Below are 16,919 nucleotides of genomic sequence, written 5' to 3'. Positions count from 1 at the left end.
GATCTGGCAAGGGCGGCACGGACGCCGGCGCCCTGAAAGGGGCACGGGGAACTGCGCGAGCGACCACGACGAACCCGCGGTGGCCGGACGGCAGTTCCCCACACGGCGCTCAGCGATTGACGGCCCGCATCCCCGCCTCGTCGTACCGCTCACCCGCCGCCTCGGGCAGCTCCGCGTCGATGCGGGCCAGGTCCTCCTTGGTCAGCTCGATGCCGACCGCGGCGGCGTTCTGCTCCAGGTAGGTGCGCCGCTTGGTGCCCGGGATCGGGACCAGGTCCTCGCCCTGGGCCAGCACCCAGGCGATGGCCAGCTGGGCCGGCGTGACGTCCTTCTCGGCGGCGATCTCCTTCACCTTGGCCGCCAGCCGCAGGTTCGCCTGCAGGTTGGCGTCCGTGAAGCGCGGGTTGTTGCGCCGGAAGTCGTTCTCGTCCAGCTCGTCCGGCGAGGTGAAGCGGCCCGCGAGGAAGCCGCGGCCGAGCGGGGAGTACGGCACGAAGCCGATGCCGAGCTCCCGGCAGGCCGGCAGCACCTCGGCCTCCACGTCCCGCGTCCACAGCGAGTACTCGCTCTGCACGGCGGTGATCGGATGCACGGCGTGCGCCCGCCGGATGGTCTCCGCGCTCGCCTCGCTCAGCCCGATGTGCCGCACCTTGCCCTCGGCGACCAGCTCGCCGAGCGCGCCGACCGTCTCCTCGATGGGCACGTTCGGGTCGACCCGGTGCTGGTAGTACAGGTCGATGTGGTCGGTGCCCAGCCGCTGCAGCGAACCGTGGATCGAACTGCGCACGTGCTCGGCCGAGCCGTCCTGCCGGCCGATCGTGCTCATGTCGCCGGGTACGGCGTCGTCCATCCGGTAGTTGAACTTGGTCGCGATCACGTACTCGTCGCGGTGTCCCCGGATCGCCGCGCCGACCAGCGACTCGTTGGTCAGTGGGCCGTACACCTGTGCGGTGTCGAGGAAGTTGACCCCCAGTTCCAGGGCCCGTCGGATGGTGGCGACGCCCTCCTCCTGGTCGGCGGAGCCGTAGAAGGCGGACATCCCCATGCATCCGAGGCCGATGGCCGATACCTGGAGGTCCCGCAGACTGCGCTTCTGCATGTGATGTACCAGCCTTTCCTGCACACTCGATCGTCGTCCCGTACGGCACACGGGTACGAACCCCCGCCGTGCCGTACGTCTGCGACGCTACGAGTTGGAGCGCTCTCCAAGTCAAGCAACGCTCCGGGACGGACCGGGAATCCAGCCCGACCGGCACCTCGTACAGGTCGTTCTGGGTGACTCCTGGCTCGTCGCACAGCTCGGCCCCCGTCTCGGCCGTGATCTGGGCCGGCGGCGAAGGCCGCCGTGACACTCGGTGCCGAACTGGCCGTCCCTGCGCGGGACTTCGTGATCGAAAGGGAGAGGTTCCGCGTTCGTTCCACGACCTCGGCGGCTGTACCCGCGTGCCGCGCCGAGCCGGTGGAGTGGCCTATAGGGGAGGACGGCTCCGAGGGGGTGAAGGTTGCCTCTCGGGCCCGGATTCCGCCGTCGGGGACCTGTGGGTCTTCCCACACCCCCGCCCCTCCGCAAAGGATCTTGACGCCCGCCTCCCGGCTCGCTGAACTGTCACCGATCGGGTCTCACCACCACAGAGGCCCTCACCAGGGGAGGGACCGGGCGTATGCCGGACGACACCTACGCAACCAGCGGGAGCGTGCCGGACGCCGTGTCCCCTTGATCGCACTCGGCGGAACCGAAGAAGGCACCGGCGGCTGAAAGCTCGGGCGCGGCGACCCGGAAACGCCGGGATCCGGGTGAAGGGGGCGATGGACATGACGGGGGAGCCGAAGGCGATGGACTGCCGTGTCTCATGACGACTGAAGCGCGCATCGAGTGGTGCCGCGCACTGCTCGCACGCCTGGTCCGCTTCACGGGGCGCACGTTGCGCGGCGAGTGGCACGCCATCGTCGTCGATCCGGTGCGGCGGCTCACGCGGCGCGGAGTGTCCGGGCTGCTGCTGGCGTTCGTCGCCGCGTCAGGTGTCATCTTCTTCCACGCGATCGCCCAGCATCGGCTCGGCGCGCTGTGGGTGACGCGGCTCGGCGGCGTCCGGGCCGACCTGCCGCTGTGGCTGTCGCTGCTGCGCACGCCCGTGTCGCTGTACGTGCCGGCACTCGATCTGCCGGTGTGGGCGGGCATCACCCAGCTGTTCCTCGCCTTCGCCTGGGCCGAACTGGCCCTGGGCCGGGCCCGTACGCTGGCGATCTCCTACGCCACCACCCTGGCCGGCACGCTCACCGCCCGCGTGATGATCGCGACGGGCCCCGGCCGGTGCGGCTTCGGACTGCCGCACGCGTACGGCCAGGTGCTCGACACCGGCCCCTCCGCGGCCGTCGTCGGCCTGTTCACCTATCTCTCGGTGGTCGAACGCGCGCCCGTGGTGTTCACCCTGACCGGCGGCTCGATGGTGTGGGAGTCCATCGCCGTCCCCAACCTGGCCGGCCGTGAGCATCTGATCGCGGTGGCCTCCGCGATCGTCCTCGGCCTGCTGCACGGCCGCCGCGCACGACTGCGGGCCCGTCTGCTCCTGCTGCCCGTCCAAGGCGGCGGGTCCGCGCCCACGGCGCCCGGCGTGATTCCGGTGTCCGTGCCGCCCCGGCCCGTGCCCGCGCAGGCGAACGCCGAGCGGTCGAAGGACACGGCCATGACATCCATGGACTGCTGATGGGACTGCTGGTCCCAACGCCCGCCCCTGTGGCGCCGCCCACCCCGTCAGTGTGATGGTTTTCGCACGTGGACACGCGCGGCCACCCCCTAAGGTGGCCCGCGAGGTACGGCAGGGCGTGGCTGACACCATGGTGTTCGTCGCCGGCAGGGCAGCTGAAGGGAATCCAGGATGTTCCGCAAGGTGCTGGTCGCCAACCGTGGAGAGATCGCGATCCGCGCGTTCCGGGCGGGCTACGAACTCGGCGCGCGCACCGTCGCCGTGTTCCCGCACGAGGACCGCAACTCACTGCACCGGCTGAAGGCCGACGAGGCGTACGAGATCGGCGAGCCGGGGCACCCGGTGCGCGCCTATCTCTCCGTCGAGGAGATCGTGGGCGCCGCCCGCCGGGCCGGCGCGGACGCCGTCTACCCGGGCTACGGCTTCCTGTCCGAGAACCCGGAACTGGCCCGCGCCTGCGAGCAGGCGGGCATCACCTTCGTCGGCCCGAGCGCCGCCACCCTGGAGCTGACCGGCAACAAGGCCCGCGCGGTCGCCGCCGCCCGGGCGGCCGGCGTACCCGTGCTCGGCTCGTCCCAGCCCTCCACCGACGTGGACGAACTGGTGCGCGCCGCCGAGGAGATCGGCTTCCCCGTCTTCGTCAAGGCCGTCGCGGGCGGCGGCGGGCGCGGCATGCGCCGCGTGGAGGACCCCGCCCAACTGCGCGAGTCCATCGAGGCCGCGTCCCGCGAGGCCGACGCCGCGTTCGGCGACCCGACCGTCTTCCTGGAGAAGGCCGTCGTCGACCCGCGCCACATCGAGGTGCAGATCCTCGCCGACGGCGAGGGCGACGTCATCCACCTCTACGAGCGCGACTGCTCGCTCCAGCGACGCCACCAGAAGGTCATCGAGCTGGCCCCCGCACCCAACCTCGACCCCGAGGTGCGGGCGCGGATCTGCGACGACGCGGTGCGCTTCGCCCGGGAGATCGGCTACCGCAACGCGGGCACCGTCGAGTTCCTCCTCGACCCCGCCGGCAACCACGTCTTCATCGAGATGAACCCGCGCATCCAGGTCGAGCACACCGTGACCGAGGAGGTCACGGACGTCGACCTGGTCCAGGCCCAGCTGAGGATCGCCTCCGGCGAGACCCTCGCCGACCTCGGCCTCGCCCAGGACACCATCACCCTGCGCGGCGCCGCCCTGCAGTGCCGTATCACCACCGAGGACCCCGCCAACGGCTTCCGCCCGGACACCGGCCGGATCAGCGCCTACCGCTCCCCGGGCGGCTCCGGCATCCGCCTGGACGGCGGAACCACCCACGCCGGTACGGAGATCAGCGCGCACTTCGACTCGATGCTGGTCAAACTCACCTGCCGCGGCCGGGACTTCAAGGCCGCCGTCGGCCGCGCCCGGCGTGCCGTGGCCGAGTTCCGCATCCGCGGTGTGGCCACCAACATCCCGTTCCTGCAAGCAGTCCTGGACGACCCCGACTTCCAGGCGGGCCGCGTCACCACCTCCTTCATCGAGCAGCGCCCGCACCTGCTGACGGCCCGCTCCTCCGCGGACCGCGGCACCAAGCTGCTCACCTACCTCGCCGACGTCACGGTCAACAAGCCGCACGGCGAACGCCCCGACCTGCTCGACCCCGTCACCAAGCTGCCGCCGCTCCCGGCCGGCGAGCCGCCCGCCGGCTCCCGCCAGCTGCTCGTCGACCTCGGCCCCGAGGGCTTCGCCCGCCGGCTGCGCGAGTCGCCGACCATCGGCGTCACCGACACCACCTTCCGCGACGCCCACCAGTCCCTGCTCGCCACGCGCGTGCGCACCAAGGACCTCCTCGCCGTCGCCCCGGTCGTCGCCCGCACCCTGCCGCAGCTGCTCTCCCTGGAGTGCTGGGGCGGCGCCACCTACGACGTCGCCCTGCGCTTCCTCGCCGAGGACCCCTGGGAGCGGCTCGCCGCCCTGCGCGAGGCCGTCCCCAACATCTGCCTGCAGATGCTGCTGCGCGGCCGCAACACCGTCGGCTACACGCCGTACCCGACCGAGGTGACCGACGCCTTCGTGCAGGAGGCCGCCGCCACCGGCATCGACATCTTCCGCATCTTCGACGCCCTCAACGACGTCGGCCAGATGCGGCCCGCCATCGACGCCGTACGCGAGACCGGCACCGCGATCGCCGAGGTCGCCCTCTGCTACACCGCGGACCTGGGCGACCCCGCCGAGCGGCTCTACACCCTCGACTACTACCTGCGGCTGGCCGAGCAGATCGTCGAGGCCGGCGCCCATGTCCTCGCGATCAAGGACATGGCGGGCCTGCTGCGCGCCCCGGCCGCCGCCAAGCTCGTCTCCGCGCTGCGCCGCGAGTTCGATCTGCCCGTGCATCTGCACACGCACGACACGGCCGGCGGCCAGCTCGCCACCTACCTCGCCGCGATCCAGGCGGGCGCCGACGCGGTGGACGGCGCGGTGGCCTCCATGGCCGGTACGACCTCCCAGCCGTCCCTGTCGGCGCTGGTGGCCGCCACCGACCACTCCGACCGTCCCACCGGCCTCGACCTGCAGGCCGTCGGCGACCTGGAGCCGTACTGGGAGGGCGTCCGCAAGATCTACGCCCCCTTCGAGGCCGGCCTCGCCTCGCCGACCGGCCGGGTCTACCACCACGAGATCCCCGGCGGCCAGCTGTCCAACCTGCGCACCCAGGCCGTCGCCCTCGGCCTCGGCGACCGCTTCGAGGACATCGAGGCGATGTACGCCGCCGCCGACCGCATCCTCGGCCGCCTGGTCAAGGTCACCCCGTCCTCCAAGGTCGTCGGCGACCTCGCCCTGCACCTGGTGGGTGCCGGCGTGTCGCCGAAGGACTTCGAGGAGACCCCCGACAAGTTCGACATCCCGGACTCGGTGATCGGCTTCCTGCGCGGTGAGCTGGGCACCCCGCCCGGCGGCTGGCCCGAGCCCTTCCGCACCAAGGCCCTGCAGGGACGGGCCACGGCAAAGCCGGCGCCCGAGCTGTCCGGCGAGGACCGCGAGGGGCTGGCCAAGGACCGCCGTGCCACCCTGAACCGGCTGCTGTTCCCCGGCCCCACGCGAGAGTTCGACACCCACCGGCAGAGCTTCGGCGACACCAGCGTCCTGGACAGCAAGGCGTTCTTCTACGGCCTGCGGCCCGCGAAGGAGTACGCCGTCGACCTGGAGCCCGGCGTCCGGCTGCTGATCGAGTTGCAGGCCATCGGTGAGGCGGACGAGCGGGGCATGCGCACGGTGATGTCCACGCTCAACGGCCAGCTACGGCCCATCCAGGTGCGCGACCGCGCCGCGGCCTCGGACGTGCCGGTGACGGAGAAGGCCGACCGCGCCAACCCCGGCCATGTGCCGGCGCCGTTCGCCGGTGTGGTGACCCTGGCGGTGACCGAGGGCGACGAGGTCGCCGCCGGCGCCACCGTCGCCACCATCGAGGCGATGAAGATGGAGGCCACCATCACCGCACCCAAGGCGGGCCGGGTGTCCCGCCTGGCCATCAACCGCATCCAGCAGGTGGAGGGCGGCGACCTCCTGGTGGAACTCGCCTGACCAGGCGCCCGGCACCTACCCGCTCGTGGGACCTCAGTCCCAGAGCGGGTAGGTCATGACCTGGTTGAAGCCCTCCGGCCGGGCGCCGGTGTAGGTCAGGCTGATCTGCGCGTAGCGCTCGAAGGACGGATGCTTCTTCCACTGCCGCTCGCCGCTGAGCCGGATGACGACCGGGTACTGATGGAAGGTGCCGGCCGCGCAGTACGGCTTGCAGTCGTTGACCCAGTTCACGCCCTCGGCCTTCGCCCCCTCCGGACCCCACTGGGTCCAGTGGAGTCCGGTGAGCCGGCTGTTGCCGTCGCCGCAGGCCAGGATGAAGTCGGTCGGGCGGACGTTCCGGTGGAAGAAGCAGTCCACCAGTACAGGCCGGGCCGTACTGGCCTCCACGCCGGTCCCGGGAGAGGTCGGAGGACTGGCCGAGGCCGTCGTCATTGCCGTGGTCAGCAGGGCTCCTGCCGCCAGGGTGACCGCCGTTCCCACCAGTGCTCCGCGCATGGCCGCTCCCACCGTCGTGCTGTGTTCGACCGTCCACTCGACGCTACGACCGTGCGGCCGTTTCCACCAATCGCGCAGGTCGTGCGGCGTGTCACCCGTGTACGACGGTCAGGCCGTAGAACGCGACACGGGCGCCGTTGGTCGTACTGTCCGAAGAGGACTGGTTGTAGGAGCCGGCCTTGAAGTACTGCTTGTACTGCTGGAACGACGACGGGACGCCGTAGTGGGTGGTGGCGCCGTTGACGGTCAGGTCGATGGTGTTCCCGCCGGATACGGCGATGGTGTAGCTCCAGGTCTTGCCGATCGACACGTGCCCCACCGTGTGCGCGGTCTGTCCGCCGGACGGCGAGTTCTCCGTGCCGAGGACGATGTCGCCGTTCGCGTGGTAGTACAGCTCCAGCAGCGGCTTGGTGGAGGAACCGCCGCTGCCGAGGTGGATCTGCCCGACGCACACGTTCTTCGTGACGGACACCACGCGCAGGGTCGCGCTCATCCTGTGTGAGCCGGACAGCGCCCAGTCGGCGGTGCTGCCGTCGCGGTTCATCTCGCGCAGCTCGGAGCGGGCGTAGTTGGAGTTCGGGGTCGTCACGCCCTTCTCGGGCGCCCAGAAGGTCATGGCGCCGTCTCGGGTGTCGGTGTAGAAGTACGCGTCCTGGTAGCCGTTCGGGCCCTGGAGCCGGGACGAGGAGATGGTGGTGGGACTGCCGGGGGAGCCGACGGGCTCCTGCAGCTCCCAGACCGACAGGTCGAAGTTGCCGCCGGGGGCGACATGCGGGTCGGCGGCGACCGCGCTGGGGCTGCCGAGGAGGGCGAGAGCGAGGCCCGCGGTGGTCGGCACCGCGAGGAGCCGGGATCGGGTCATGTGGGGGTTCCTTCTTGGAAGCGAAGGCCGGACACAGCGGATGCGTTCAGCATGATGAACGCTGAACGCATCCTTGGTCGCTGATGACCCGAGAAGCTAGAGGTCTGAACCAGACACGTCAAGTGCGCTCAGCAGGCGCCCTCGTCCTGCCACGGCCCCCATTCCGAGGCGCCCGGCACCTCGTTCTGGGTCCACCACTTGGCCTTCCAGTTGTGCTGGTTGTACGAGACCTCGTTGCCTTGCGTGTACACCGCCGTGGAACTCCACGCGGGCTTGCAGGAGGTCGGCGTCGGGGTGGGGGTCGGCGTCGGTGTGGTGGTGGGCGGGGTGACGCCGGCGAACTGCACCGAGTACTTCGCGAAGTCCCAGGAGTTCTGCGTGACGCTGGAGCACGTCCCGGACGTGCGGCCCCCGTTGTCGGGCGGGGTGCACTGCCGGTCGCGGTTCAGGGACCAGAACGTGAAGCGGTCCATGTTGTGGCTCGTCGCGTAGTCCAGCACCGTCTGGAAGTCGGCCTGGGTGAAGTACTCGCCCGTGTCGCTGCGGCCGTTCATGCCGGAGAAGCCCTCGTGGGCGTATGCGGTCGCCTGGTCCCAGCCGAAGGTCGACTGCAGGATGGAGTTGAAATTGGCCAGCGCGCTGGTCTGGCTCGCCGCGCCGTTGAAGCCGCCGTCGAACGGCATGATGGAGAAGTTGTTCGGGGTGAAGCCCTGGGACTTGGCCTCCAGCAGCATCTGCTTGCCGAACCAGCCGGTGCCCTCCGCGGTGCCGGCCGTCGTCACCGAGACGTACAGCCCCGGGTTGTTCTGCTGCAGGATCTTGGCCGCGCCGATCTCGTTCCTGATGGCCGCGCTGTTCTCGTACTCCGGTTCCTCCAGGTCGAAGTCGATGGCGTGCAGCCCGTACTTGGTGATGACCTGCTGGTAGGCCGCCGCCGTGGACGCCGCGTCCGCGCAGGCCTGGCCGAGCTTCGTACCGCCGTAGCCGCCGATGGAGACGGAGACGTCACCGCCTTTGGCGCGGATCGTGTTGATCAGCGACTGCACGGCCGTGTCCGAGGGGACGGGCGCGGTGCCACCCCATGTGGGTGAGCAGCCGCCGCCGTTGGGGGCGAGGACGAAGGCCAGTTGGAGGGCCTTCAGCCCGGTGGCGTCCATGATGGCGGCCGGGTCCGGCGGGTCGTTGTCCAGCGGCATCAGATAGGGGGCGGCGGCGTACCAGCGGTTGCTCAGCGCGCTCGTCGCGCCCGAGGCGTTGCTCGAAACGAGCGCGGTCGTGCCGGCGGCGGCGAGCGTGACGGCCGCCGCCGCGCCCAGACATGCCCGAAGACGTCTCACTGCGTGCCTCCAGAGGGTGGGGGAGTCCCCAGGGCGGGGAGCCCCACCCTCCGGGAGCTGTTGCGGTCACGTCAAGAAGTTGGACTAGACCAACGCTCTCTTTGGACTAGACCATACGACCTCTTTACCTCCCGTCGACCAGTCGCACAGTGAAACCCCGGTCCAGTGGCAGGCTCGGTGCGGTGACGGTCGTGACCTGCGTGCCGGCGTCGTACGACCAGGCGGAGACGGGCAGTTGGCGGCCGTCGAGGAGGACACGTGCGGGCGCCACGCCTCCGTGCACGGTGAACCGGTAGGAGCGGGCGTCCGCCTTGCCGGCGTAGTCGCCCCTGCTCGCCCCCACCGAGACGGTCGTCCCGCCGCCGTCGGCGTGCAGGGAGACCCGCTGGGTGGCGGCGGCGCCCTCGGCGAAGTCGCGGGTCACCCCGTCGTCCTCGTACAGCGTGTAGCGACTCGTGCCGTGGGCCGCCGGATACAGGTCCCAGTCCAGCTCGTGCCGGTCCCGGGTCTGCCAACTCGTCGTCCCCTTCGGCCACATCGGAACGATCGCGCCCTCGCGCACGAACAGCGGGAGCGTGTCGAGCGGGGCGTGGTAGCCGTCGACCGTGGTCGGGCCCTGGTAGGTGCGGCCGGTCCAGTAGTCGGTCCAGGTGCCCTTCGGCAGGTAGATGCCGTCGCGGGTGTCGGAGTCCTGGTAGACCGGGGCGACGAGGAAGTCGGGGCCGGACAGGAACTCGTACTTCGCCTGGTCGGACAGCGTGTTCGGGTCGTCGGGGTACTCCAGCCACAGCGGACGCATCGCGCCGACACCGGTCTTCGTCGCCTCGGCGGACAGCGTGTACATGTACGGCAGCAGCCGCTCCTTCAGCTGCAGGTACTTCCTGTTGATGGAGGTGTACGGCTCGCCGTCCAGCCAGGGCTGCTGATCGGCGGGCTTCTTGGTGGTCAGGTCGGTCGCCCAGCCGTCCATGGTCATGATGGCCGGCAGGAACGCCTTCCACTGCAGGTCGCGGGCGTACATCGTGGCGTCGTGGCGGTAGATGCTGCCCACGTCACCGGTGTTGTAGGCGATCCCGGACATCGTCGCCCCGGCATAGGTCGGGATCTGCCAGCGGATGTAGTCCCAGGACAGCTTCTGGTCGCCGCTCCACAGCACCCCGCAGCGCTGGGCGCCCGCCCAGGACACCGGCAGCCACACGAAGCCGCGCACATCGCTGTTGTCCTCGATCCCCTTCTTGGCGGCGTCGCACGCGTCCAGCGCGAACTTGTAGCCGTTGCCGACCCAGGCCACGTCCAGCTTGGCGACCCGCTGGCCCGCCCTGACCTGGTCGGCGAGCTTGTCGATGCCGTCCTGGGTCCACAGGCCGAGCTGGGCGTGATGGTCCCGCAGGCCCTGGGCGGTCTGCTCCAGGTTCTCGTACCCGCAGCCGTACCCGTCGTTGACGAGCATCCATCCCAGCGGCATCTGGTTGTCCGTGTACCCGTCGGCGATCCTCAGCGCGTCCAGGGTGTGCCGCTCGCCGCGGTTGGCGTTGTGCAGGTAGCAGTCGGAGTCGCCGGGTTCGAGACCGTACACCGGTGGCATGAAGGGCCTGCCGACCAACGCCGTGTACTTGCCGATGACTTGCTTGGCGTTCCCGAGGAAGTAGTAGGCGTCCAGGCGCCGTTCCTGCTGCCCGGTGGTGACCGGCGAGCCGAAGGTGTACACGCCTGGTGCGAAGGTGTTGCGCAGAACGCCGTAGCCGGCGCTGGAGAGATAGAACGGCTGGGAGTTGTTGTAACCACCCTCGTTCCAGTCGAAGCTGTTGGCCACGTACATCGTCTGCCCGCGGTGCGAGAAGCCGCCGTTCTGTTCGCCGCCGCCGAAGAACTGCTCGTCGGCACCCCGCACCAGGCTCTGCCGCATACCGCCGGTCGACCAGCGCAGCGGCTTCTTGTACACGCGCAGCACGGCCTGCGGTGAGCGGATGCCGTAGTAGTCACCGGCGTCGAAGGACGAGGTGCGCCGCTCCGGTGGGGGCAGCTCGCGCACGATGGCGGTGCCCGCCGGATCACTCGGTGAGCCGGACGGGTCGGCCTGCAGACGCAGTTGGCCTCCGGTCAGGAAATCGGCCCGCGCGGTGAGCTGCCCGGCCTTGACGGTGTAGGTGCCGTCGGCGCCGGAGAAGGACGTGAGATCGCCGGCGTCCGTGGTGGCGGGCAGGTACGCGGTGCCCGTGAAGGAGTTGTCGTGCACGTCGTACGGCACGACCACCACGTGGTACGTCCCCGACGCCCGCGGGATCACCGTGGCCTCCGGGTCGGCGGTGCCCGCGCTGGACGCCACCTGCTTGCCGTGGTCGTCGTAGACGTACAGGTCGAAGTCGTCGGAGGGCCTCTCCCACTTGATCGACAGCGGGACGCCGCCCTCGGGGTTGTCGTCCCAGTAGCCGTCCGGCACCGGGACGGTCAGGTCGAAGCGGTCGCAGACCTTGTCGTCGGGGTCGGCGGCCGGGTCGGGACAGCTCTCGGTGCCGCCGCCGGTGCCCTTGGCGTAGACCGGGCCCTGCCAGCCGACGCTGCTGTGAGCGGGGTCGAGTACGGCACCCGAGGCGGTGGCGGCGGCCTGGGCGGGCACCGGGGCGGCGAGCAGGGTTCCCGCCAGGGCGGTCGCCAGCCCCAGCGGTACCCAGGCCGGCCACGGCACACGATGGCGGAGTCTTCGCGGTCTTTGCACGGCGGAACAGCTCCCCTCGCAGCACTGCGGACTGACTGTTCTTGCTCCTGTGCTCACAAGCGCTCGAAACAAGCTTCAATCGAGCAACTTCAAGCAGGAACCTCGGGGTTGACGCAGGTTCATGCCAAGAGCGCGGGGCCCGGAAGCCGGCCGGACACGGGCCTCGAACCCGGCCGGACACGACGAAGGCCGGCCCCCTCGACAGCGGGGGCCGGCCTTCGCGCGCGGGTCGCTCAGTCCGCGTTCTTCCGGAGGACGATCTGGGTCTGCGTGGTCTGGCCGACCAGCCGGTCCCGGTCGTCGCGCAGGTCCGTCTGCACCACGATGAGCGTGCTGCCGAGGTGCAGCGGCCGGGCGGTGGCATCGACGTGCCCGCCGGTGACCGCCCGCAGGAAGTTGGTCTTGGACTCCACCGTCGACGTACCGGTCGCCCCCTCGGGCAGGTTGAGATAGGCGCACACCGCCCCGACGCAGTCCGCCAGCGCCATCAGGGCGCCGCCGTGCAGGGCGCCACCCGCCGTGCACGCCTTTGGGGACCAGGCCAGGCTGCCGACAGCCCGCTCGGCCGTGGCCTCGCGCAGCTCGATGCCCAACGCGGCAGCGAACGGCATGACGGCCAGGAGCTCGGCGGGCTCGGGGACGCCGCGCGGGGTAGTGGTCGACATGGTGTACCGCCTTTCGTGAGTGCCACGATGATCGGGCAGTGTGCCAGTCAGCCCCCGGCCGGCTCCTGGAGCATGGCGAGTTTCAGGACACCGCCGCCGATGCCCCAGCCGCCGTCCGCCACCTCCTCCACCAGGACCATGGTGCCGGCGCGGGCCCGCTCGCCGTAGATCTCGACGTACAACTCGGTGGTACGGGTGACGATCAGCTCCTTCTGCTCGTCGTCCAGGCTTCCGGCGGGAACCTTGAAGTTCGCGAACGGCATGGTTTTTCCTCCTTGGTCGAGGGGTGTCAGAGGGAACTGCCCGGCATGAGCAGGTCGTCGAGGCCGGCGCGGCGGAAGAACTCCGCGCGGATGCGGTCGGCGACCGCGCAGACGACCTCGCTGCCGTCACGGGCGGGGTCCACATGGGTGCGCAGCGGTCGGCGGCCGGCGGGCAGCTCCACCAGGCGTACGACGGCCTCCGCGACCTGAGCCGGGTCCGCGTCCGGCGGGATCAGTGCCGCGAGCCGCTTGTCCAGCTCCGCCAGCAGGGTGCCGTAGCGCTCGTCGTAGGCCGCAGCGCGCCCGATGTCGGCGGGGGTGCCGGCGTGCAGGAAGTGGTTCGTGCCGGAGGTGAAGGCGCCCGGCACGACGATCGCGGTGTCGATGCCGAACCGGACCAGCTCACCGGCGTAACTCACCGCCAGCGCGTCCATCGCCGCCTTGGCCGCGAAGTACGGCCCCAGGAAGGGCGGGCAGCCGCCGCGCGTGCTGGAGCTGCCGATCCACATCAGCAGGCCCTCGCCCCGTTCCCGCAGCCGGGGGAGCGCGGCCCGGTTCACGCGCTGGGCGCCCAGCACGTTGACGTCGTACAGGTCCGCGAGCTGCTCGGGCGTGAAGGCCTCGGCGGGCCCGGTGACCATGTGGCCCGCGTTGTGCACCACCACGTCCAGTCGGCCCTCGGCGGCCAGCACGCGGTCCACCGCCGCGTCGGCGGAGTCCTGGGAGGTGACGTCCAGCTCTACGGCGTACAGGGACACGCCGTGCTCGGCCGCGTACCGGTCCAGGCCGGCCACGGCGGGTGCGTTGCGGCCGGTCGTCTGCCGGATGCCCGCGTAGACGGTGTGACCGGCGTCGGCCAGGGCGCGCACGGTCAGCGCGCCGAAGCCGCTGGAGGCGCCGGTGACCAGGATGGTCCGGGGCGTGTCGGTGGTCGTTCGGGGAGTGTCCGCAGTCATGATTCCTCGATGGCGTGTGGATCGGGCTGGGATCGGGGCGGGGCCGGGACGGGAAGGGTCAGACGATGCCGCCGTTGGCGCGTACCACCTGGCCGTTGACCCAGTGGCCGGCCGGGGAGGCGAGGAACGCCACCACCTCGGCGATGTCGGCGGGCGTGCCGAGGCGTTCCAGCGGCGGCTGGGCGGCCAGACGCGCGATGGTGTCCTCGTCCTTGCCGTCCAGGAACAGCTCGGTGGCCGTGGGCCCGGGGGCGACGGTGTTCACGGTGACGTCCCGGCCGCGCAGCTCGCGGGCCAGTACCAGGGTCAGCGCCTCGACCGCGCCCTTGCTCGCGCTGTAGGCGCCGTAGCCGGGAAAGGCCAGGCCCACCACGGACGTGGAGAAGGCGACGAACGAGCCGCCCCGGCGCAGGGTGCGGGCCGCCTCACGGGCGACCACGAACGTGCCGCGGACGTTGGTGCGGTGCATCGCGTCCAGCTCCGCGAGGTCCAGCTCGGCGATCGGCGCGAGATACATCCGGCCGGCCGCGTGGACCACGACGTCGACCCCGCCGAACCGCGTGGCGGCCGTCCCGAACAACTCGGCGACCTGCTGTTCGTCGGCGACGTCGGCGCGCACGGCGACCGCGCTGCCGCCGGCCGCGGTGACCTCCTTGACGGCGGCCTCGGCCGACTCGCGGTTGCCGGCGTACCCGACCACCACGGCGTACCCCTCGGCGGCGAGCCGGCTCACCGTCGCCCGGCCGATGCCGCGCGAGCCTCCGGTGACCACGGCCACGCGGGGCCGGGCAGTCGGTTCCGATTCCTGGACGGTCGTTTCCTGGGTGGCTGTTTCCTGAGCGGACATGAGCGGTCTCCTGCCGGACGGGGCGGTGCGGGAAGTGCTCCTTCAGCCTGGGCCGCCGTGTCCGGGCCAGCCACGGCTGCGCTCACCCTGGGGCCGGCAACCCCTGGATACGCATCCTCCGGCGCGCGACCATGGAGGGCGTGAACCATGCCGAGCTGGCCGCCTTCCTGAAGTCCCGGCGCGACCGGGTCCGCCCCGCCGACGTCGGCCTGCCCGCGGGTCCGCGGCGCCGGGTCCCGGGCCTGCGCCGCGAGGAGGTGGCCCAGCTGGCCGGCCTGTCGGCCGACTACTACACCGAGCTGGAGCGGGGCCGCGGCGCCCAGCCCTCCGCGCAGGTCCTGGCCGCCCTCGCCCGTGCCCTGCGGCTCGGCGGCGACGAACGCGACCATCTGTTCCACCTCGCCGACCGCCCGTTGCCGGCCGAGGCGTCCGGACCCACCGCGCTCGTCCAGCCCGCCCTGCTCGGCCTGCTGGACCGGCTCACCACGACCCCCGCCCAGGTCATCACCGACCTGCACGAGCCGCTCGTCCAGAACCCCCTCGCCGTGGCGCTGCTCGGTGCGATGCCGAGCGGGCGCGGGCCCCACCGCAGCTTCGTCTACCGCTGGTTCACCGACCCCGCCGCCCGGGGGCTCTACCCGGCCGAGGACCATCCGCACCACTCCCGGGTGTTCACCGCCGACCTGCAGGCGGTCGCGGCCCGGCGCGCCAAGGACGCCGACGTCACCCGGCTGGTGGCCACGCTGCTGCGGCGCAGCACGGAGTTCGCCGAGCTGTGGGAGCAGCGGGAGGTGGCCCTGCGCCGCACCGACCACAAGCGGATCGTCCACCCCTCGCTCGGCGTCATCGAGCTGGACTGTCACAACCTCTTCAGCGAGGACGGCCGGCAGCGCCTGCTGTGGTTCAGCGCCCCGCCCGGCACCGAGGGAGCCGCCCAGCTCGAGCTGCTCTCGGTGATCGGCACTCAGGACCTGGGCGCCACAGCGGAAGAGCCGGGGCACCGGTCCCGCTGAGGAAGCAGCGGGACAGCACCGGACTTGTCACGAAGTCGGAAGACCCGTGGCGGATCATCCGTCGCCTGAGGCACCCTTGACAGTGTGCGCCCTGATTCGCGACGTTTGAGCAGTCGCGTGCGGAGGGGATGCGGCGCACATCGGAACGAGCGGCAGGACGCGCCCGGCGCGTCATGGGGGGAGCGGTCGCCCATGCGATCCATGAGCCATGATCCACACGCCTCACCGGTCTGTGCCGCCTCGGGCACACCGCTTGCGGAGCCTGCGGAAGGGCGGTCGAACTGAGGTGGAGATCACCATCCACAGACCCGGCGAGCTGACGCCCGAGCTGCGCCGGGCCTGGCACCACGCGATGGACGAGTCGCCCGAGTACTCCAACCCCTTCCTCGCGCCGGAGTTCGCGATCGGCGTCGGCCGGTACCGGCGCGGGGCACGCGTGGCCGTCCTGCGCGAGGGCGGGGAGCCCGCCGGGTTCTTCCCGTACGAGCGGGGGCCGTTCGGCACCGGACGGGCCATCGGGCTCGGACTGTCCGACTGCCAGGCCCTCGTGCACCGGCCCGGGGTCACCTGGAACGCCCAGGAACTGCTGCGGGCCTGCGGGCTCAGCATCTTCGAGTTCGACCACCTCGTCCAGGAGCAGCGACCGTTCGCGGCCCACGTCACCGGCACCTTCGCCTCCCCGGTGATCGATGTGAAGCCCGGCGACGGCGGCTACCCCGAGTGGCTGCGGAGCACCTACCCGGGCCTGGCCAAGACCACGCTGAAGAAGGAACGGCGGCTCGGCCGGGACATCGGCGAGGTGCGGTTCGAGTTCGACGAGCGCGACCCGGAGGCGCTGCGCACCCTCATGCGGTGGAAGTCCGCGCAGTACCGCAGGACCGGCCGCATGGACCGGTTCTCCCGGCCGTGGATCGTCGGCCTGGTCGACCATCTCTTCCGCGTCCACGAGGAGCACTTCACCGGAGTGCTGTCCGTGCTGTACGCGGGTGACCGGCCGGTCGCGGCCCACTTCGGCCCCCGGTCGAGCACCGTGCTGGCGGCCTGGTTCACCGCCTACGACCCCGAACTGCACTACTACTCCCCGGGGTTGATGATGCATCTGCGCACCGCCGAGGCGGCGGCCCGGCACGGGGTGACCCTCGTGGACCTCGGGCGCGGGGACAAGGAGTACAAGGACTGGCTCAAGACGCGTGAACTGCGGGTCGCCGAGGGCTTCGCGGCCCGTCCGCACCCGGTGGCGCTCGCCCAGCGGCTGTGGCGCAGACCGGTGCGGGGGCTGCGGAACACGGTCAACGCCCATCCGCAGCTGCGCGCGCCGGCCGACCGGCTGCTGAAGACGGTGGGCAGGGTGCGCACTCAGGGCGCGGCCGCTTCCCCCGCCGCCCGGAAGAATCGCCTTACGGAGCGGTAGTTACTGGCAGGTTCTCGTCAAAAGTTCGCCAAGCGGCGGATGTTTTCGCACCCACGTGATCGGGTCTCCTGCATCGGCAGTGTCGATGCCTTTCGGGAGGCCC

The 16,919-nt window shown here is 71.2% G+C and carries 13 protein-coding genes; 4 read left to right on the top strand and 9 right to left on the bottom strand.

Features of this window, described 5'->3' with window-relative positions:
- Positions 1-109 precede the first annotated feature (109 nt).
- Positions 110-1,099, bottom strand: a complete 990-nt coding sequence (locus tag ACIBJF_RS20800; RefSeq protein ID WP_399175499.1) for an aldo/keto reductase — start codon at positions 1,097-1,099, stop codon at positions 110-112.
- 751 nt (positions 1,100-1,850) lie between these two features.
- Between ACIBJF_RS20800 and ACIBJF_RS20795 the strand changes: the two genes are divergently transcribed.
- Positions 1,851-2,705 carry a hypothetical protein gene (locus tag ACIBJF_RS20795; protein WP_399175497.1) on the top strand — a complete coding sequence of 285 codons (855 nt, stop codon included), beginning with the start codon at positions 1,851-1,853 and terminating at the stop codon, positions 2,703-2,705.
- A gap of 171 nt (positions 2,706-2,876) precedes the next feature.
- On the top strand, positions 2,877-6,251 hold the full coding sequence (locus tag ACIBJF_RS20790; protein ID WP_399175495.1) for a pyruvate carboxylase: 3,375 nt from the start codon (positions 2,877-2,879) through the stop codon (positions 6,249-6,251).
- A gap of 33 nt (positions 6,252-6,284) precedes the next feature.
- On the opposite strand, the gene ACIBJF_RS20785 is transcribed toward ACIBJF_RS20790, so the two are convergent.
- From ACIBJF_RS20785 to ACIBJF_RS20750, 8 genes are all read right to left on the bottom strand, one after another.
- Positions 6,285-6,746, bottom strand: a complete 462-nt coding sequence (locus tag ACIBJF_RS20785; protein WP_399175493.1) for a hypothetical protein — start codon at positions 6,744-6,746, stop codon at positions 6,285-6,287.
- A gap of 91 nt (positions 6,747-6,837) precedes the next feature.
- Positions 6,838-7,608: a polysaccharide lyase family 7 protein gene (locus ACIBJF_RS20780; protein ID WP_399175492.1), complete on the bottom strand. Its 771-nt coding sequence runs from the start codon at positions 7,606-7,608 to the stop codon at positions 6,838-6,840.
- Between the two features lie 128 nt (positions 7,609-7,736).
- Positions 7,737-8,945, bottom strand: coding sequence for a carbohydrate-binding protein (locus ACIBJF_RS20775; RefSeq protein WP_399175490.1), 1,209 nt, complete (start codon positions 8,943-8,945; stop codon positions 7,737-7,739).
- Positions 8,946-9,069: 124 nt separating this feature from the next.
- Positions 9,070-11,631: a TIM-barrel domain-containing protein gene (locus ACIBJF_RS20770; protein ID WP_399175488.1), complete on the bottom strand. Its 2,562-nt coding sequence runs from the start codon at positions 11,629-11,631 to the stop codon at positions 9,070-9,072.
- Between the two features lie 263 nt (positions 11,632-11,894).
- Complete coding sequence (locus ACIBJF_RS20765) at positions 11,895-12,326, bottom strand: PaaI family thioesterase (protein ID WP_399175486.1); 432 nt, start codon at positions 12,324-12,326, stop codon at positions 11,895-11,897.
- A gap of 47 nt (positions 12,327-12,373) precedes the next feature.
- On the bottom strand, positions 12,374-12,589 hold the full coding sequence (locus ACIBJF_RS20760) for a tautomerase family protein (protein ID WP_356311786.1): 216 nt from the start codon (positions 12,587-12,589) through the stop codon (positions 12,374-12,376).
- Positions 12,590-12,615: 26 nt separating this feature from the next.
- The gene (locus ACIBJF_RS20755; RefSeq protein ID WP_399175483.1) at positions 12,616-13,545 is read right to left on the bottom strand and encodes an SDR family oxidoreductase; all 930 of its coding nucleotides are present in this window, start codon (positions 13,543-13,545) and stop codon (positions 12,616-12,618) included.
- A gap of 58 nt (positions 13,546-13,603) precedes the next feature.
- Positions 13,604-14,392 carry an SDR family oxidoreductase gene (locus ACIBJF_RS20750; RefSeq protein WP_399175481.1) on the bottom strand — a complete coding sequence of 263 codons (789 nt, stop codon included), beginning with the start codon at positions 14,390-14,392 and terminating at the stop codon, positions 13,604-13,606.
- A 140-nt stretch (positions 14,393-14,532) separates the two neighbouring features.
- Here ACIBJF_RS20750 and ACIBJF_RS20745 point away from each other — a divergent pair, with 140 nt between their 5' ends.
- Complete coding sequence (locus ACIBJF_RS20745; protein WP_365331127.1) at positions 14,533-15,405, top strand: helix-turn-helix transcriptional regulator; 873 nt, start codon at positions 14,533-14,535, stop codon at positions 15,403-15,405.
- Positions 15,406-15,691: 286 nt separating this feature from the next.
- The gene (locus tag ACIBJF_RS20740) at positions 15,692-16,816 is read left to right on the top strand and encodes a GNAT family N-acetyltransferase (protein ID WP_399175479.1); all 1,125 of its coding nucleotides are present in this window, start codon (positions 15,692-15,694) and stop codon (positions 16,814-16,816) included.
- Positions 16,817-16,919 lie beyond the last annotated feature (103 nt).

The organism is Streptomyces sp. NPDC050743 (assembly GCF_044456925.1).
GTDB lineage: Bacteria > Actinomycetota > Actinomycetes > Streptomycetales > Streptomycetaceae > Streptomyces.
The sequence above is the reverse complement of the archived record's forward strand: the minus strand, read 5'-3'. Positions and strand labels throughout refer to the sequence as shown.